At 45.9% G+C, this 18,818-nt stretch carries 17 protein-coding genes and 1 riboswitch; of the genes, 12 read left to right on the forward strand and 5 right to left on the reverse strand.

What is annotated here, in order from left to right:
• The first annotated feature begins 10 nt into the window (after window positions 1–10).
• Both FQV28_RS15095 and FQV28_RS15100 read left to right on the forward strand, forming a co-directional pair.
• Window positions 11–979, forward strand: coding sequence for a sensor domain-containing diguanylate cyclase (locus tag FQV28_RS15095; protein ID WP_146497327.1), 969 nt, complete (start codon window positions 11–13; stop codon window positions 977–979).
• 72 nt (window positions 980–1,051) lie between these two features.
• Window positions 1,052–1,891, forward strand: a complete 840-nt coding sequence (locus FQV28_RS15100) for an STAS domain-containing protein (protein ID WP_186763905.1) — start codon at window positions 1,052–1,054, stop codon at window positions 1,889–1,891.
• 49 nt (window positions 1,892–1,940) lie between these two features.
• On the opposite strand, the gene dapA is transcribed toward FQV28_RS15100, so the two are convergent.
• Window positions 1,941–2,831 (reverse strand): 4-hydroxy-tetrahydrodipicolinate synthase, encoded by an 891-nt coding sequence (gene dapA / locus FQV28_RS15105; protein ID WP_146497329.1) that lies wholly within the window; start codon window positions 2,829–2,831, stop codon window positions 1,941–1,943.
• A 125-nt stretch (window positions 2,832–2,956) separates the two neighbouring features.
• Window positions 2,957–3,135: riboswitch (Lysine riboswitch) on the reverse strand.
• Window positions 3,136–3,243: 108 nt separating this feature from the next.
• Here dapA and FQV28_RS15110 point away from each other — a divergent pair.
• The 8 genes from FQV28_RS15110 to FQV28_RS15145 all read left to right on the forward strand — a co-directional run bounded on the left by FQV28_RS15110 (window position 3,244) and on the right by FQV28_RS15145 (window position 11,123).
• A complete protein-coding gene (locus tag FQV28_RS15110; protein ID WP_146497330.1) occupies window positions 3,244–3,846 on the forward strand; it encodes an SAM-dependent methyltransferase in 603 nt (200 codons plus the stop codon).
• 71 nt (window positions 3,847–3,917) lie between these two features.
• Complete coding sequence (ypfJ, locus tag FQV28_RS15115; protein WP_146497331.1) at window positions 3,918–4,763, forward strand: KPN_02809 family neutral zinc metallopeptidase; 846 nt, start codon at window positions 3,918–3,920, stop codon at window positions 4,761–4,763.
• A 133-nt stretch (window positions 4,764–4,896) separates the two neighbouring features.
• Window positions 4,897–6,063 carry a TraB/GumN family protein gene (locus tag FQV28_RS15120; protein ID WP_146497332.1) on the forward strand — a complete coding sequence of 389 codons (1,167 nt, stop codon included), beginning with the start codon at window positions 4,897–4,899 and terminating at the stop codon, window positions 6,061–6,063.
• A gap of 115 nt (window positions 6,064–6,178) precedes the next feature.
• Window positions 6,179–6,424 carry a hypothetical protein gene (locus FQV28_RS15125; protein ID WP_146497333.1) on the forward strand — a complete coding sequence of 82 codons (246 nt, stop codon included), beginning with the start codon at window positions 6,179–6,181 and terminating at the stop codon, window positions 6,422–6,424.
• An 82-nt stretch (window positions 6,425–6,506) separates the two neighbouring features.
• Window positions 6,507–7,919 (forward strand): DHA2 family efflux MFS transporter permease subunit, encoded by a 1,413-nt coding sequence (locus tag FQV28_RS15130; protein ID WP_255472970.1) that lies wholly within the window; start codon window positions 6,507–6,509, stop codon window positions 7,917–7,919.
• 188 nt (window positions 7,920–8,107) lie between these two features.
• Window positions 8,108–9,319, forward strand: coding sequence for a NupC/NupG family nucleoside CNT transporter (locus FQV28_RS15135; RefSeq protein ID WP_146497335.1), 1,212 nt, complete (start codon window positions 8,108–8,110; stop codon window positions 9,317–9,319).
• A gap of 205 nt (window positions 9,320–9,524) precedes the next feature.
• Window positions 9,525–10,823, forward strand: coding sequence for an NCS2 family permease (locus tag FQV28_RS15140; RefSeq protein WP_146497336.1), 1,299 nt, complete (start codon window positions 9,525–9,527; stop codon window positions 10,821–10,823).
• Window positions 10,824–10,937: 114 nt separating this feature from the next.
• Window positions 10,938–11,123: a hypothetical protein gene (locus FQV28_RS15145; RefSeq protein ID WP_146497337.1), complete on the forward strand. Its 186-nt coding sequence runs from the start codon at window positions 10,938–10,940 to the stop codon at window positions 11,121–11,123.
• Between the two features lie 109 nt (window positions 11,124–11,232).
• On the opposite strand, the gene FQV28_RS15150 is transcribed toward FQV28_RS15145, so the two are convergent.
• The 3 genes from FQV28_RS15150 to FQV28_RS15160 form a co-directional block, all read right to left on the reverse strand.
• Window positions 11,233–12,120 carry a MerR family transcriptional regulator gene (locus FQV28_RS15150; protein WP_146497338.1) on the reverse strand — a complete coding sequence of 296 codons (888 nt, stop codon included), beginning with the start codon at window positions 12,118–12,120 and terminating at the stop codon, window positions 11,233–11,235.
• 137 nt (window positions 12,121–12,257) lie between these two features.
• On the reverse strand, window positions 12,258–13,460 hold the full coding sequence (locus tag FQV28_RS15155) for an MFS transporter (protein WP_146497339.1): 1,203 nt from the start codon (window positions 13,458–13,460) through the stop codon (window positions 12,258–12,260).
• Window positions 13,461–13,621: 161 nt separating this feature from the next.
• On the reverse strand, window positions 13,622–14,854 hold the full coding sequence (locus FQV28_RS15160; RefSeq protein WP_146497340.1) for an MFS transporter: 1,233 nt from the start codon (window positions 14,852–14,854) through the stop codon (window positions 13,622–13,624).
• A gap of 404 nt (window positions 14,855–15,258) precedes the next feature.
• Here FQV28_RS15160 and FQV28_RS15165 point away from each other — a divergent pair, with 404 nt between their 5' ends.
• On the forward strand, window positions 15,259–16,773 hold the full coding sequence (locus FQV28_RS15165; protein ID WP_146497341.1) for a succinyl-CoA:acetate CoA-transferase ScpC: 1,515 nt from the start codon (window positions 15,259–15,261) through the stop codon (window positions 16,771–16,773).
• Between the two features lie 46 nt (window positions 16,774–16,819).
• Here the strand turns inward: FQV28_RS15165 and FQV28_RS15170 are convergent, their stop codons facing one another.
• A complete protein-coding gene (locus FQV28_RS15170) occupies window positions 16,820–17,290 on the reverse strand; it encodes a VOC family protein (RefSeq protein WP_146497342.1) in 471 nt (156 codons plus the stop codon).
• A 157-nt stretch (window positions 17,291–17,447) separates the two neighbouring features.
• On the opposite strand from FQV28_RS15170, the gene rlmN reads away from it, so the two are divergent.
• Complete coding sequence (rlmN, locus tag FQV28_RS15175; protein ID WP_146497343.1) at window positions 17,448–18,515, forward strand: dual-specificity RNA methyltransferase RlmN; 1,068 nt, start codon at window positions 17,448–17,450, stop codon at window positions 18,513–18,515.
• Window positions 18,516–18,818 lie beyond the last annotated feature (303 nt).

Genomic DNA, 18,818 nt, shown 5'->3' on the forward strand with positions numbered 1-18,818 from the left:
GGGAATCTGGATGGAAGAGCAGTTGAATTTAGCGCCTTGCGGCTATTTGGTGATTGACCCATCCAACTGCATCATCGAAATAAACGAGACGCTGAAACAAATAATTGGTGGGACAGAAGCTCCAAGCCATATGCACGAATTGTTGACCGTTGCTTCACGCGCATATTTTCAAACGTACTTTACCCCGTCAATCAAAACATATGGCAAAGTGGATGAAATGTTTCTCACCTTGAAAAGTGCAAACGGACGTATACCAGTGCTGATGAATACAGTGGAACGGAACGGCCGTTACGAGTGTGTGCTATTGCCGATGACCACTCGTCAGGAATACGAGAACGAACTGTTGTTAGCCAAGCGCCAGGCTGAAAAAATTCATCGGGAAACAATAGAAGCATATGCGAAGCTTCAAGGACTCATGAAGGAAGTGGAAGGCAAAAAGCTGGAACTGGAGAAATTGAATGTGCAACTTCAGGGGATGACAGTAACAGATTCACTTACTGGCTTAAAGAATCGGCGTTATTTGGATGAGCAATTGCTGCAATTGGTAAGGGAAGCTTCGGAAACCGGCAAGCCGCTGTCGTTGCTGGTAGTGGATATCGACCATTTCAAACATGTGAACGATACATACGGACATCCTACTGGCGATTCGGTGTTGCAGGAATTGGCTTTGAAGCTTCAAACCGAAACACGGGATCAGGACATTGTCGCCCGCATGGGGGGAGAAGAATTTGTTGTCATCCTTCCGGGCATGGATACAGACAATACCATGGAGATGGCAGAGCGAATTCGCGCTAATGTTGAGAATGGGGCATGGAAACATGTGAACATTACGGTTAGCATCGGTGTTGCTGCATATGAAAACGGCGATGACCCAGCAAGCTTGTTCTTGAAGGCGGATGAAGCCTTATACCATTCCAAAAATTCCGGGCGCAACCGGGTAACAGCCCAGTGGGATATGCCTGTAAAAGAAATGGACTAAAATGATTTTAAAATTCTTGATGCCCGTTATAATAAGAGAAGATTAAAATGAAGAATTATGCAGGAGGACCAAATGGAGAGAGAAATTGTATTGTTGGGAGAACGGGTGGCAAAGGACAAGTATCTCATTGCCCAGCTTATTCATGAAGAGACGGTTAGAGACGTTAGTGAAAAAGAGTTGAAGCAAAACGAAGGATTCATTGAGGTTGTAACCGAGACAAGAGCAAACTTTGTTGAATTGCTGGGCAACTCAATGCAGAACTATTTGGAGCAAGAAGCATTTGAGCAGATTTCAAAATGGGGAGAAGCGACAGGCAGATATTTTTTAGAGCAAGGAATGTCTTTGGAAAGTGCTTTAATGGAGACTTCTATCTACCGGAAGCACATAGGAAAAGTGATTAAGACAGAAGCGTTATACCAAAAAATGTCCATTGAGAACGTTTTTGAAGGGCTGGAAGTCTTTCACTCATTTCTCGATCACGCCGTTAACTCTTATAGCGCGGCGTATATCAAAGCTTATCAAAAGAATATGGCTGCGGCCCGGAAAGAATTTCTGGAGTTGTCAGCACCTGTTGTGCCGTTAAACGACTACATCGCAGTTTTGCCAATTATCGGCGATCTTGATTTGGACAGAGCACGCTATATGCTTGAGAAAACTTTGATGGCGGCGAGCCGGCTTCAAATCACCACACTGATCGTTGATTTGTCTGGTGTCGTCAAAGTCGATACGGTAGTGGCCCAGCAAATCATCCAAATCGTCCAATCGTTGAAGCTTGTTGGTGTACGTGCAATTTTAACGGGCATTCGCCCGGAAATCGCCTTGACCTTGACACAGCTCGGTGTGGACATCAACAGCCTTGAAATAGGCGGAAGTTTAAAACAAGCCGTTCAAAAGCTGGATTTTGCCAAATAGAAAAAAGCCACTGAAGAAAAACTTCAGTGGCTTTCGCTATTTAAGGAGATTATTTTGTGGCAACATCTAATTTACCCGCAGGCAAAACTTTTCTCAGTGCATCGGTTTGTTCAGCTGTCAATGGAATCATCGGCAACCGGACGCCGCCGACTGGAACGCCGGTTAAGTTTAATGCAGTTTTCACCGGTGTCGGGTTCGGTGCAGCGAACAACCCCTTCATTAGCGGCAATAACTGGCGGTGAGCAGCCGCGGCACGTGCTGTATTTCCTTGTTTGAAGCTTGAAATCATCTCTTGCATTTCGTTTCCGATTACGTGTGAAGCGACAGAGACAATGCCTTGTCCGCCAATTGCGAGCACTGGCAGTGTTAAGCTGTCATCGCCACTGTAAAGGAAAAATGTCTCCGGTGTCCCTTCGATGATTGCAGCCATAGCTTCCAAATCGCCGCTTGCTTCTTTCACCGAAACGATGTTGTCGATGGCTGACAGGCGGACGATCAGCTCAACAGACATGTTGACGACGCTGCGCCCTGGAATGTTGTAAAGCATGATTGGCAGTGAAGTGGCTGCTGCAATCGCCTGGAAATGCTGGAACATGCCTTCTTGGGAAGGTTTGTTGTAGTAAGGGGCTACGAGCATAATGCCGTCAACACCGGCCTCTTCAGCTTGCTTGGTTAGGGAAATCGATGCGCGCGTGTTGTTGGAACCGGTTCCAGCAATAACCGGAATTCGTCCGTTAACGGTTGCCACAACAAACTTGAACAATTCCACTTTTTCTTCTGTCGATAAAGTTGGCGATTCTCCAGTTGTGCCTGCAACGACCAATCCATCCGATCCATTGGCGATCAAATACTCTATTAATGTTTTTGTTGCTTGAAAATCAATTTCTCCGTTTGCGTCAAAAGGAGTTACCATCGCTGTTACTACTTGGCCAAAATTCATAAGCTCACACCCTTATCATTTTTTTATATCTATTCCTGAGGTGTTGGGCAGCTGCAGATAAACAAAAAAGCACCAACGAGGGTCTCGTTGGTGCAGTAGAAACAATGTTTACCGATCGTTTCTGTGCGTCAGATAGCCCTCCATATAGTTTCCTATATGACAGTCCGGCATTTGTTCAATGCAGAACCAGCGGGTAAGAACATGAGCTTCTTGCCGCTTCGGCAAATCCCCCTTTCCACAAACGTCACCGGACCTCATACTCCTCGGTTTGTGTACTGATGGTTTTTGCACCTCTATCCTCACTTCAAATGAATGAAGCAGGAAATATTGAATTAGCTAGACTTTAACAAAAATCTCTTTTAAATGCAAGGGAATTCGGGTATTGTTTTGCCGAAATGTGAGGTGGAAAGCGATGAAGGAAAAAGATTGCGACAAACGATTGAACGTGAAAACAGAAGGCAACCAGAGCGGATTCAATGATTCTCCTCATTTTCACCGCTATGAGCCGACTCCTTATGCTCTGCTTGATCAGCTCTTCAGCCAATATAAACTTCACCCCGGCGACCGGCTTGTCGACTTTGGCTGCGGCAAAGGGAGACTGAATTTCTATGTCCATCATGTATTTGGCTGTGAAACAACCGGTGTCGAACTGAATCCAGTCTTTTATAGTGAAGCGCTGGAAAATCAGGCGCGTTATGTCAGCAAAAGAAAAAACGCCAGTGGCAAAATTCGATTTTATTGCTGTCCGGCTCAAGAATATGAAATTGATCCACGGGATAACCGCTTTTATTTTTTTAATCCGTTTTCCGTTCAGATTTTCATGTCTGTTATTGCCAATATTCTGCGCTCTGTGGAAAAGGCAGAGCGTGAATTGGAATTGCTGCTGTTCTTTCCATCGGATGATTATGTCGATTTTCTTGAGCACCGAACTTCATTTGAATTGAAAGAAGAAATCGTTTTGCCTGGAGCGCATCATGACTCAAGGGAACGCTTTTTGGTTTATCGCCTTTCATAAAGCGGATTAGAAACCCGAAAGATGTGGGTATAAGCAAATACAGCGTGAAATGATGAAAGCGGGGAGATTTTATGAAGTGGCAAGGCAGAAGGGCGAGCAGGAATGTAGAGGACAGACGCGGAATGGGTGGCGGCGGAAAGCTCGTCGGCGGCGGGCTTGGAGGTCTCGTCATTGTTTTGATCGTAGCATTTATGGGCGGCGACCCGACAGCGGTCTTGAATGAACTGGGCGGTGCCGGGACCGGTTCTGGCCAGCCTTATGTGGAAACAGCGGAAGACCAGGAGCGGGCAGAGTTTGTGTCTGTGGTCTTGGCAGATACAGAACAAATTTGGTCGGAAGTTTTTGCCGAGGAAGGCATGGAATATGTCGAGCCCACCTTAGTCCTGTTCTCGGGGAGTGTCGAGTCCGCTTGCGGGACTGCGGGGGCTTCTGTGGGGCCATTCTATTGCCCCGGCGACCAGAAGCTTTACATCGATTTAAGCTTTTATGACGAGCTGCAGCAGCAGTTCCAGGCACCGGGAGACTTCGCGATGGCATATGTCATTGCCCATGAAGTCGGCCACCATGTACAAAACTTGCTTGGCGTAATGGAACAGGTCCAGCCGCTCCGCAACCAGCTCAGCGAAGAGGAATACAATAAGCTGCAAGTCCGGCTTGAACTGCAGGCGGATTATTTGTCCGGCGTCTGGGCACACCACGCGGAAGACATGGGGCTGCTTGAAGCGGGTGACCTGGAAGAGGCGCTGACAGCAGCAAGCGCGGTCGGCGATGATACGATCCAGCAGCGAGCGCGCGGCTATGTAGTGCCGGAAAGTTTTACCCATGGAACGAGCGAGCAGCGCAAGAAATGGTTTTACCGCGGCTTTGAAGCCGGAAACCTAAAAGAAGGCGATACGTTCAATGCGAAGGATTTGTGACGGAATATTCGATTGAAATATGGAAACTGAGGATGGAGCATTGATATTTCGGCCATTGTGATTCATTATAAGAATAGACAGTCTTTTCGCGCGTGGCGTGGGAAGAAATACATTTCTACAAAGGAAGTTCACTATGGCGGAAGAAAATATCACGCGTATACAATTAGGCGAAAAAGAACTGATTTTGATCGGAACCGCGCACGTTTCCAAACAAAGTGCAGAGCAGGTCAAACAAGTTATTGAAGCGGAGCGGCCGGATTCGGTCTGCATCGAACTTGATGCACAGCGCTATCAGTCCGTTACGGAAAACAGCAAATGGAAAGAAACGGATATCTTTAAAGTGATCAAAGAGAAAAAAGCGAGCTTCCTGCTGATGAACTTGGCGATTTCGTCGTTCCAGAACCGTCTGGCCGACCAGTTCGGCATCAAGCCGGGACAGGAAATGATCCAAGGCATCGAGTCGGCAAAAGAAACTGGCGCCAACCTTGTGCTGGCAGACCGCAATATCCAAATTACGTTTTCTCGGATTTGGGGCAATATCGGCATGATGGGGAAGGCGCAGCTGTTGACTTCGGTTTTTTTCAGCATCTTCAGCAAAGAAACGATTTCAGAAGAAGATCTGGAAAAGATGAAATCGCAGGATACATTGAATGCGGTGCTTGATGATTTCACTAAAGCGTTTCCCAAGCTGAAAACGCCATTGATTGATGAACGCGACCAATATTTGGCGCAAAAAATCAAAGAAGCGCCGGGCAAGAAAGTTGTAGCGGTGCTTGGGGCGGCACACGTGCCGGGAATCACGAAAGAAGTCCACCGCGACCATGATTTAGAAGCGCTGAACAAGCGGCCGCCAAAATCCAAATGGCCAAAGATCCTGGGCTGGGCGCTGCCGGTTCTGTTAGTGGCGATCATTGCTTACACATTTTACTTGAATCCGGCTGCAGGCATTGACCAGACAATAAGCTGGGTTCTTTGGACCGCGACATTGGGCGCTATTGGTGCGGCTGTTGCATTTGGCCATCCGTTTGCCATTTTGACAGCGTTTGTTGGCGGACCGGTGGGGGCATTGCATCCGCTGCTTGCTGCTGGCTGGTTTTCAGGCCTTGCGCAAGCGTATGTCCGTCGCCCGAACGTCGGCGATTTTGAAACGCTATCAAGAGACGTCTTTACCATAAAAGGCTTTTGGGACAACAAAGTCACACGTGTTTTATTGGTGGTTGTTTTAACTAACCTTGGGACTGCGGCTGGCAATATTATTGGCGGTGCAGACGTTATCCGCTTGTTTTTGAAAAATTTATAAAGACTATTTGAAACCGGACAGGAAAATTCCTGTCCGGTTTTTCTTTTGAACATGATAGTTCACAGAGGAAAAGGGTATAGCAGGAATAAGAATATGAACACGGGAGGCGCAGAAAATGGGTCTTTTCTTGGCGGGGATTGTACTTTGGTCGCTGGTCATTTTATCTGTCGTGCTGCTGGTTGTTGGGGTTTGGAAGAAATCGTGGCAATTGCTTGCCTGGAGCGGTGCTGCAATGATGCTGCCCAGCTTGCTGATATTCATGGGAGATGACGGCATTTGGTTTAAGATGGCCATTTTGCCGCCGATTTTACTCTTTGCCGGTGCGTATTATATGAGAAATAAAATGAAACACACTTTTTAGAGGACAATTGGAAATGAGGCAGCGAAGGCAGTTAATGGAATGCTGGTTTTAGGTTCTCTATGTTGACGAGGTGATGGTTATAATGGAAAGACAGCAAGCCTTAGCAGGACAGGATTTTAGAAAAGGGCCATTTTTGGCGGTTTTAATGGCCGGTGTGTTTGTGGCTATTTTAAATCAGACACTCCTCGCCACGGCTTTGCCGCATATAATGGAAGATTTAAAGATCAATGCCAATACCGCGCAGTGGCTAACGACCGTCTTTATGCTGGTCAATGGAGTCATGATTCCAGTCACTGCTTTTTTGATTGGGAAATTTTCAACAAGGCGGCTGTTTCTAACAGCAATGGGGCTGTTTGCTGCCGGAACAATTATTTGTGCGTTTGCTCCGGGGTTTTCAGTGCTAATAGCCGGCAGAATCATTCAAGCATCAGGAGCCGGAATTATGATGCCGCTGACCCAGACCATTTTCTTTGTGATTTTCCCGGTAGAAAAACGTGGCCAGGCAATGGGGCTGTTCGGCTTGGTGATAGCATTTGCTCCAGCTATCGGACCGACTTTATCCGGTTGGATTGTCGGGGAGTACCCGTGGCGTGCATTATTTTATATTGTCATTCCGATTGCTGTAATCGATTTTATTTTAGCGATTTTCTTATTAAGAAATGTTACAAAGCAAACATTTCCGACGCTTGATGTGCCTTCAATCATTTTATCGACGTTCGGATTTGGGGGAATCTTATATGGCTGTTCAAGTGCAGGCAATCATGGGTGGGGCAGTGTTGAAGTCCTGAGTTCCATTGTGGTTGGCGTAATTGCACTGACTTTGTTCATCCGCCGCCAATTCCGTTTAAAAGAGCCGCTTCTTGAATTTAAAGTGTTCACTTATGGCATTTTCACGCTATCGACCATATTAAGTGTGATTGTCTTTGTTTCCATGATCGGCAGCGCGACTATATTGCCCATTTATATGCAGAATATGCACGGCTTTACAGCGCTTGAATCCGGCTTGATGTTATTGCCGGGTGCCATTTTAATGGGAGTGATGAATCCGATCAGCGGCAAGATATTCGATGCAGTCGGAGGCAAATGGCTGGCTATTGTAGGCTTGTCGATTGTGACAGTAACGACGTTCCAATTTTCAGTGTTGACTACGGCTACAACCTTCACTTACTTGACAGTTGTAAATGCTTTGCGGATGGCTGGTGTGGCGATGGTCATGATGCCGGTGACAACTGCAGGGCTCAATCAGTTGCCGGAGCGGCTTATTCCGCATGGTACAGCCATGAGCAATACGATGCGGCAAGTATCGGGATCAATCGGAACAGCGCTGCTGGTCACCATCATGACCAGTACGGCATTAAATCCTGAACAATACGGCATGGAAGGACTAGTGCGGGGAGTGAATATTTCATTTATCGTAGCAGGTATTTTAAGCGGTATCGGTGTGGTAATGGCCTTTTTTCTTAAACGGCCGGTACCGGAAGAAGAAAAAAATTAATGCCTCTGCTTTTTGAAGAAGGTACTTGGTCCAGAAAGCGTTTTCTTTTAAGCGGCAAAAGTCATTTTTGTCACAACCTGTCCATTTACTTCTTCTGTTTTCTTTGGTAAGATGTCTGACGACTGAAGGTCTAGACTTGGAATTATCTTAATATTCTAAGTGGGAAATCAAACTAATGAGGTGAAGCTGTGAATTTATTGTGGGGGTTACTCGGCATATTCGTTGTTTTAGGAATTGCCTTTTTATTATCCGGAGCTAAAAAGTCCATCAAGCCACGGACCATTATTGGCGGTTTAGCTATTCAGATTACGTTTGCTTTTATGGTGCTGGAATGGGATTTGGGGAGACGGGCTTTGCTATGGCTTTCTAATGTTGTGCAAAATGTGATCAACTACGCGGGGGAAGGGATCAGTTTCGTATTTGGTCCTGCAGCCGATACAACAAACTTCGGTTTCGTATTTGCGTTCCAAGTATTGACGATCATCATCTTCTTCTCTTCTTTAATATCTGTTCTTTATTATCTTGGTGTTATGCAGATTATCATTAAATTTTTGGGCGGCGCATTGGCAAAACTTCTTGGAACGAGCAAAGCGGAGTCCATTTCAGCTGCGGCGAATATTTTCGTCGGCCAGACGGAAGCGCCGCTTGTCGTGCGTCCGTTCATCGCAGGAATGACGAAATCTGAATTATTCGCTGTTATGACTGGCGGGTTGGCCTCCGTGGCCGGTTCGACATTAGCGGGTTACGCGCTTCTTGGCGTGCCGCTCGAGTATTTATTGGCCGCAAGTTTCATGGCGGCCCCAGCCGGTCTGATCATGGCTAAAATGATGATGCCGGAAACTGAAACAGTGGAAGAAAAAGATTTTATCATGGAAAAAGATAAAACCTCTGTCAATGTGGTGGATGCTGCGGCACGCGGTGCGGCAGACGGCCTGCAATTGGCCTTGAACGTCGGTGCCATGCTTTTGGCATTCATCGCGTTGATTGCGTTATTGAATGGCATGCTTGGCTGGGTCGGTGGCTGGTTCGGTGCAGAAAATCTGACGATTCAAAGTATCCTCGGCGTCATTTTCTCACCGCTTGCTTTTGCAATCGGAGTGCCGTGGGCGGAAGCAGTCCAAGCGGGCAGCTTTATCGGGCAAAAATTAGTGCTCAACGAATTTGTGGCGTACACAGCATTTGCACCTGAAATTGCTAACTTGTCGCCTAAGACGGTTATCGTTATCAGCTTTGCCCTTTGTGGTTTCGCAAACTTGAGCTCACTTGCAATCCTGCTTGGCGGGCTTGGCGCAATGGCGCCGACCCGCCGTCCGGATATCGCACGCCTGGGTATTCGGGCTGTTGCAGCCGGTATGCTTGCATCACTTTTAAGTGCGGCAATTGCCGGTATGTTTATCTAATGAAATAAGATCAGAGGCCTCTGCGAACTTGCAGAGGCCTTTTTGTTTGCGGAAAAAGTAAAATGCTTCTCTGTAAATGCTGATTGCTATAAAGCTTGTTTCCTTGACAGCCTTTTCATTTTTCATTAAACTACTATATTGGCTCACCTATTCTATATAGGAAGAGCGGGTTGGGAGAGGGCTAATTTAATAGAAGGTAGAAGCTATGTTTAAGTGGTTAGACCAATTTTTTGGTCTTCAAACGAATGAAACAACAGTGAAGCGCGAAATGTCAGCAGGGTTGATCGGTTTTTTCACAGTGGTGTACATCATTGTGGTCAATTCACTTATTTTATCGGAAGCGGGTATGCCGCTTGAAGGTGCAATTGTTGCTACGATTGCAGCGTCCGTATTCGGCTGTCTGGTCATGGGATTTTTGGGCAATGCCCCGATCTTACTTGTTCCAGGCATGGGGATCAATGCACTGTTTTCGTACACAATGGTCCAGTCGATGGGCTTGTCCTGGCAGGAAGCACTCGGTGTAGTTTTCGTTTCGGGCGTTATTTTTGTCGCTGTGGCATTTACACGATTCGCTAAACTGCTAAGTGCCGCTGTGCCGCATTCGCTGAAAGAAGCGATTACGGTCGGGCTTGGACTGTTCCTTATGCTGATTGGCCTTGAAAAAGGCGGCATTGTCGAGCGGGGGACCGCTTCAATTTTAGCACTTGGGTCGCTCGGTGAAGCGCATGTGCTTGCGACCGTTTTAACGTTTATCGTGGCCATCATTTTGTTTGTCCGCAATGTGCCGGGGAATTTCCTCATCACTATTGTAGCTGGAACAGTGATTGCATCATTTTTCGGCTTGATCGATTTCAGCCAGATGGAAGGCGGCTCAATCAATGCGTCTGAAGCGTTCTCAGTGCTTGGAGCGCTGTCGTTCGATGGAATTTTGTCGATGACGTTCTGGATAGCGGTCTTTTCGTTGACGATGGTGCTGGTGTTCGAGAACATCGGCCTTGTCCACGGGCAAGTCAATTTTATCGGCCGCCCTGAAAAGTTCGGCCGCGCGTTCCAAGCAACGTCGCTGTCGTCGATGGCTTCCGGCATTTTTGGAACCAGTCCGACTGTGGCATCTGTCGAAAGCGCGTCAAGTATGGTGGCTGGAGGACGTACTGGTTTAACGGCTATTACAGCGGGCTTGCTGTTTTTAGTTTCAGTGTTTTTCATACCGGTGATCAAGCTGATTCCAGACAGTGCCATTGCCCCGATTCTCGTCATTATCGGTGGGCTTATGCTGCAGAACATCCGCAATCTTGACATGCAGGACATGAGCGAAAGCTTTCCAGCGTTGTTGATCATTGCGCTGATCCCGTTTACTTACAGCATCGCAGACGGCATCGGCATCGGCTTTATCCTTTATCCGATTTTAAAAATCGCGGTTGGCAAAACCCGGGAAGTTTCCGTCACATTGTATGTTATCGCCGCCTTGTTCCTGATGAACTTTATCTTCCAGGTAGTCGGTTGACTTAAAAGCGCATTTGCGAAAGCAAATGCGCTTTTAATATTTCCGGCCGATGCTGGCTGGAAGATGGGCATGGTATACTGGAAGCACAAGAAGTTGAAAGGAGTTGGAATCCACATGAAATTCACCAAAACAAAAATGGAACGGCTCGTCAATAACAATCCGGAATTGAAAAAGCAATTGAAGACATTGATGAAGGATATGGATTTGGAGAAGAATTTTGCGCTAAAAGCTCTTTACCATTCTCAAGTAACCGATAACGGGCCGTACCAATCTGCTTACCAGGACTTGGATTCAGAATAAATTGCCGCTGTTTATTGGTAAAATTATCTATATAAAATTTATACAGATAATGCTTTAAAAGACAAAAAATCCCGCTAAGTGTAGCTTTACTTAGCGGGATTTTTCTTTTTTATAAAGGCTGCTGCTGCAGCCAATCTTGCCAAATTTCATAGCTTGGGCCGAGAAGCGCGATGTTGCCATCGATTTTATCTTCTGATACGCCTTGTCCTCCAACCAAAAAATGAATATCCGGATTTACTTCAGCCAATTTTTTTACATAATGGTCAATAGCGGGCAGGAAGTCCTCCCTCGATATCGACATACAGACAATTTTAAAGTTTTGCCGAAGCACCAATTCATCCAGGCCTTCAAGTGGGGTATCGGGTCCAATATAAGCCACTGAAAACCCGTTTTCACGCAAGAACAAGGTGAACAACAGCAAGCCGAGCTGATGGTGCTCGCCGCTTGGGCACAAGGCTATTACTTTTGGCAAATCTTCGGATGTGGGAAATACGCGGAAAAACTGATTGAATCGCTGTTGCACAATATGGCTGATCAAATGTTCATGAGCGATAGTGATGGTGCCGTTTTCCCACTCGTCCCCTATGCGAACCATCAAAGGAACGATAATAGAGAAAAAAACAGTACGGTAATGGAACAACGAAAAGTTCAAGTCGAGAAGATAGTTAAAACGCTCTGTATCCATTTCAGCTGCTGCTGCATATAATTCCTGTATTTGTTTATCATAAGGCTGGTCGGTGCGCTCTTCTGCAACGGCCGGTTTCGTATGAAACTTTTTCCGGGAAAGATGAAGCTGCTGAACGGCTTGGCTAATCTTCATGCCTTTTTCCTGCACTTGGATTTTCAGCCATTTTAAATCTTCTAAGTTCTGGTCCGAATAAAGGCGATGCCCTGATTCCGTGCGCGCAGGAGTAATCGCCTCATAGCGTGTTTCCCATGAACGGATGGTCACTTTTGGCATATCTAATATTTTGGCGGCTGCTTTGATATTGTACATAGCATTACCTACATTTCTATAGTTTAGTCGTAAAGTTATATAATTATTATACATCGTGTAGGCGCATTACGTAAAGCTGGGCACACGCCAGCAGAAAAATGAAAAAGCTGATCCCTTAAATAGGGACCAGCTTTTTGCTAGAAAATTGCGGCAGACGGTTTAACGGAGCGTGAACGTTGCCAGATGACGGTGATAGCCGTTGTAATCATCAACAATAATAAGCCCAGGATAAATGGATAAACAATGTTGATGTCATACAACATGCCCGCAAGCAGCGGCCCCATAACATTGCCGATGCTCATGTATGCATTGTTCATGCCCATTGCAAAACCAACTTCGCCTTCAGCCATTTTTGAAATCATGGTGTTGAGGACAGGGCGCAAAATGGAAGACGCCATGAAGATGATCAATGACACAGCGAAGAACATAGCATAGTTTCCGGAAATCAGGGACAATAGGAAGCCGGCAGCCGCCACAATCAGGAATGTGATCAAGACCGCAGTCTCCCCATAGCGGCGGACAATGCGGTCCACAACAAACAACTGGACAATAACACTGACAATGCCTGTTGCCGTAATCATAAATGCAATGTCTTTTGCGGTCGATTGAAATTGGTTATCCAAATACAAACCGACAACCGACTCATAAGCGAGCAGGCCAAAGCTCATGACGAGCGTGATGACAAGCGGAATAAAATAAGGCATGCTGACGGAGCGTCCGATTTTCCGGAACATCGACTCTTGTTCAGCAAGAAGCATCGCTTCTGTTTGTTCTGAAGCTGGTGCGTCGTTTTCTTTCAATAAGGCAACCGAAAAAAGAACTGCTACAAGCGAGACGAACGCCGAAACCAAAAATGGCAGCTTCATATCGTAATCGGCAAGAAAACCGCCGATGCCGGGTCCGACCACAATGCCAAGCGACATGGACGCCGAAACAAGGCTATTGCCTTTTGCGCGCTGGTCATGCGTGGTGATGTCCGCAATATAGGCGAAAATCGCCGGAACGAGCATTGCCGCACCAATTCCGCCGATGACGCGGGAAAGGTACAAAATCCAAATGGAATCGGATGCGTAAAAGACGAACATAGAAGCGGTCAAACCGGCAAGGCCGTAAATGATCATTTTGCGGCGGCCGTATTGGTCGGCCCATTTGCCTGCAATCGGAGAAAACAGGAATTGCGCGGCTGCAAAAATTGCAATCATCAAACCGGCAGCCATGCCGCCTTGATTGATGGAAGCCAAGTACGAAGGAAGAATCGGAATGATGATTCCGAAGCTTGCAATAGCGATAAACATATTGATCATTAAGATGACTATTTTTTTTCTTTGGTCTGCAGACATGAAAAAGCAGCCTCATTTCTATCTGTATTATTTTTTCGGGACACTAAAATTATGAATCCAACCTTTTTAGGATAGGGTTCCTTCAGTGGTTTGTCAATGCAGCAAACTTAACTTTTGAGCATCCTTTCTTTGCTTAAGCAAAAAAAAGAAAAAGCCGAATCCTAAACGAGGGATTCAGCTTCTAGAGCATGAGTTTCAGCAGTAGCAATCGTTTTTCGGCCGTTTGAACGGTACCAAGCGACTGTGATTCCGATTGTAACCATCAACATCGACAAGCCAAGAATAAACGGATAAACCATTTGAGTATCGTACAGCATACCGGCCGAAATTGGGCCGATGACATTGCCGATTCCCATATAAGATGTGCTCATTCCCATGGCAAAACCGACTTCGCCTTTGGCCAGCTTTGAAATCAGGATATTCAGCACCGGGCGAAGAATCGACATCGCCATGAAAATAATCAATGTCACAACAAAGAACATGACATAGCTTCCCGCAACCAAAGCCAACAAGAACCCGGCGGAAGCAACAATAAGAAACGTAATCAATACAGGAACTTCGCCAAAGCGGCGAATCAGCCGGTCGACAGCAAACAATTGCGTAAGGACGCTGACTCCTTGTATCGCGATGCAAATAAGGGCGATATCTTGTACGCTGGCATTAAACTCATCATTGAGAACTAAACCAAAAACAGATTCAAATGCCACCAAACCAAAACTCATGACAAATGTGATGATGAGTGGAATAAAATAAGGCATTTTAGTGGAGCGGGCTATTTTTTGGGACATGGACTCTTCGTCTTTAAGGTTTCTAACGTTCTCTTGGCCAGTGCGCAGCGGATCGCTTTCTTTTAAGAAGGCAAGTGCAAATAGGACTGAGGCAAGAGTGATAAAGCCGGAAACAAGGAAAGGCGCCTTGACGCTGAAATCAGACATAAACAGCATGATAATCGGTCCGGCAACAAGGCCCATGGATACGGAAGCCGTAACCAGCCCGGTCCCTTTTGCCCGCTTTTCAAGCGATGTCACGTCTGCTGTATAAGCGAAGACAGCGGGAATAAGAAAAGCATCACCGATGCCGCCGATAACACGTGCAGTATATAAAACCCATAAAAGGTCAGTTGCATAGAACATGAAGCCTGAAAAAGCGATCATTGCCAGTCCAATGATAATCATTTTGCGGCGGCCGTACAAATCGGTCCATTTCCCGCCGAGTGGAGCAAACAAAAGCTGAGCGCCGGCAAAGATGGCGATAATCATTCCGGATGCCATTCCGCCTTGGCCGATCGATTCCAGATAAGCCGGAATTACGGGTCCGGTAATCCCGAAACTTGTTATAGCAATAAACATAGTAATCATTAATATGGTAATTTTTTTTCGCTGTTCAATAGTCATTAAAAGTGGTCCTCAATTCATATATAAATTATTGCGCAATCGCGTTTTTCGTTTTGACAACTTTCATATAGTATTCCGCTAAGAGGGACAAGTCAATAAAAAAATCCGATTTTTATTAAAAAAATGGTTTATAAAAATGTTTTGCTGAAAACACTTTTTAAGAAATTTTTCTTAGTGTTTTTTTGTAAGAGCTTTCAATGTCTCTTTGACAAGGAATTATAGTGAAATACAACTTACAACTAATTGAATCGCGGTTTGAAAAAAAGGGAACAGGGAATGTCAAAACTGTGACGCGTAAGAATGGAATATTGGAAGTTTTGGAGCAGGGTTTTTAGAGAAATGATGCGCAGGATTTATAATAGAGATAAGCGGAAAACACAATTTAAACTCGAAAGGTGACAGTGATGGAAAACAACATTCATCGGATTCAAGCCATTCAATTGCAAGACCGTATTGTGAAAGCGGAAACAGCAGCTTCATGGATTCAAGACGGCATGACGCTCGGACTGAGCGGGTTTACCCGTGCGGGTGATGCCAAGGCGATTCCTTATGCTTTGGTGCAGCGGGCAGAATCGGAAAGCTTCAAAGTGAATGTGTTTACCGGGGCCTCGCTCGGCTCGGATATTGATAAATTATTTGCGGAAGCGGGCATCGTCAACAAGCGCTTGCCGTTCCAGGCAGATTCTGCCATGCGGAAAAAAATCAACGAAGGCGACATGCTGTTTGTTGACCATCACTTGTCCCATACAGCAGAGTGGATCAAAGCGAATGTCATTGAACCGATAGACTTTGCAATCATTGAGGCGCTTTCGATTACAGAAGATGGCATGATCATCCCGACAACTTCTGTTGGGAACTCAGCCCTTTTTGTGCAACATGCAAAAAACGTTATAGTGGAAATCAATTTAGACCAACCAAGGCTATTTGAAGGTATTCATGATATATACGATACTGGAAAGCAAGGCGAGCGGTCGCCGATTCCTTTGACCAAAGCCAGTGACCGGATCGGCACGATCGGCATTCCAGTGGATTTGGAAAAAATCAGAGGAATCGTATTTACCCAGCAAGAAGACTCGCCATCGCCGATTGTTCCGCCAGATACTGAGACAGAGATTATTGCCAGCCATCTTTTGGAGTTCTTGCGTTCTGAAGTTCAAGCGGGACGGCTCACTGAAAAACTGGCGCCGCTGCAATCCGGCATCGGTTCGGTTGCAAATGCCGTGTTGGAAGGGTTGATCGACTCGGAGTTCACCGATTTGGAGATGTATTCAGAAGTGCTGCAGGATGCCGTATTTGATTTGATTGATGCGGGGAAAGTGAAATTTGCATCAAGTTCTTCTATTACATTGTCTCAGGAAAAAATGGAGCAGGTATACGCCGATTTTAAGAAGTACCGCGATAAAATTGTCCTGCGGCCTCAGGAAATTTCCAACCATCCGGAGATTATCCGACGCCTCGGCCTGATTTCAATCAACACAGCGCTGGAATTTGATATTTACGGCAACGTCAATTCCACTCATGTATCGGGAACAAAAATGATGAACGGCATCGGCGGCTCCGGGGATTTTGCCCGCAACGCGCGCCTTGCGATATTCGTCACTAAATCAATCGCCAAGGACGGAAAAATTTCCAGCATTGTACCGTTTGTTTCCCACGTGGATCACACGGAACACGATGTGGATATTGTCGTGACGGAACAGGGCTATGCCGACTTGCGCGGGCTAGCGCCGCGCGAACGGGTAGAGTTGATCATCGATAATTGTATGCATCCGATGTACCGGGAACAGATGCGTGCGTACTATAAAGAAGCGTTGACACGCGGTGGACAGACGCCGCATGTGCTGGAAAAAGCATTTTCTTGGCACACGAACCTTGCACAAGCAGGGACAATGCTTCAACAAAAAGAACAGTTTATTTAAAAATTTAAAACCCAGCCAGTCCCCGTGAAGGGTTTGGCTGGGTTTATTATTTGCTGCCGTACATTTCCGAAGTACTGCGCGAATACAGTTCAATTGTATGGCCGAAAGGATCTTTTGTGTAAACCAAATAATGCGGCTTGCCTTCAGAAAGATTCCAGATTTTGCTGGTTTGTTTGCCGCCATGCTGTACAATTCGCTCAATTGTTTCCACTAAGTCATCAACAATGAGGCAGATGTGGAAAAAACCGGAGTGAGCAGGAAGTGGCTCTTCTTCAAAACTGGGCTGCTGAAATTCAAATAATTCGATTCCGACGCCGCCCATTGACATCAAATGTACATTGCGCATTTTTTTCACTTCGTTACCTAATAAGTCTTGTGTCATATTGCGTTGTTTTTCATTTTCTTCATTAAATTCAAAAGGCCCGGCAAGCACATAAAAGCCGAATACTTTACTGTACCAGTCGATGGCCCGTTCCAAGTTGGGAACTGCAAGTCCTACATGAGTTATGACACTCATTTCACCGCCTCCTTATGTATAGAACATTACCCAGAATCCGGCGTTCTAATCCAACATGAAAACAGAGTTTTCTGTATAAACAAAAATAGTTGTTGTCAAAGGCTATTTTTAGTATTATAATAAGCAATTGTGAAATTCGAAAAGAGGGTATTAAACAATGAAAAATTCCATCTATGGATTGACGTTAGATCAACTAAAAGATTGGTTTTTGGAAAATGGACAAAAGAAATACCGTGCCGAACAAGTTTGGGACTGGTTATATATTAAGCGCGTCACTGAATTCTCCCAGATGAACAACTTGAGCAAAGAGGTTGTTCATCTGCTGGAGGAAAACTTCGCGATTCGTACACTTGAGGAAGCGGTCAAACAGGAATCTTCAGATGGAACCATCAAATTCCTTTTCCGTCTGCAGGACGGCAACTTGATCGAAACCGTTTTGATGCGATTCAAATACGGCAACTCGGTTTGTGTAACAACGCAAGTCGGCTGCAACATCGGCTGCAGTTTCTGCGCAAGCGGGCTATTGAAAAAGAGCCGCGACTTGACCGCTGGTGAAATTGTCGAGCAGATCATGCAAGTGCAGTCTCACTTTGATGCACAGAAAAAAGACGAACGGGTCAGCCATATCGTTGTTATGGGGATCGGCGAACCGTTTGACAACTACACAAATCTAATGGGCTTCCTGAATGTCGTCAACTCGCAAAAAGGGCTCGCTATCGGAGCTCGCCACATCACGGTATCGACAAGCGGAATTGTGCCGAAAATCTACGATTACGCGGACGAAGGCTTGCAAGTCAATTTGGCGATTTCCATCCATGCGCCGAACAATGAATTGCGTTCACGCATCATGAAGATCAACAAAGCTTATCCGATTGAGAAATTGATGGCAGCCATCGATTATTATCTGGAAAAATCAAACCGCCGCATCACGTTCGAATATATTTTATTGCGTGATGTCAATGACCATGTTGAAGAAGCGAATCAGCTGGCGAAGCTGCTTGAAAACAAACGCCATTTGTCTTACGTTAACTTGATTCCGTACAACTCTGTCAGCGAGCATGACCAGTACCAGCAAAGCACACCGGAAGCGATCAGCGCTTTCTTCGATGCTTTGAAAAAGAAAGGCATCAACTGCGGCGTCCGTGTTGAACAAGGCGCAGATATCGATGCAGCTTGCGGCCAATTGCGAAGCAAGCAAATCAAAAAAGAAAAAGCAACTGTGTAAGCAAGTAAAAAGCGTCCTGCCTGCAGGACGCTTTTTCATGCTATTAGAGAGTTAGTTGATAGTTGTCCATTGCGCTCGGGCTTGACGCGTTCCGTGGGCGAGCGTTGAGCCGTTTGCTAAGCGCAAAAAAATCCCATCTGCGGACATTAGAGTGACCCAATAAAATGAGACAAGGAAAAAACACCGCCATCGTCGTATGTAGTTATCCACGACAAATTGGAGGTGTTTTTCTGTATGGGTTCAAAAAAGGGATCAACCAAGCGATTCTATCCAGAAGAAATTAAGCAAGCGGTCATTCAACTG

Source organism: Planomicrobium sp. CPCC 101079 (assembly GCF_007859275.1).
Lineage (GTDB): Bacteria > Bacillota > Bacilli > Bacillales_A > Planococcaceae > Planococcus.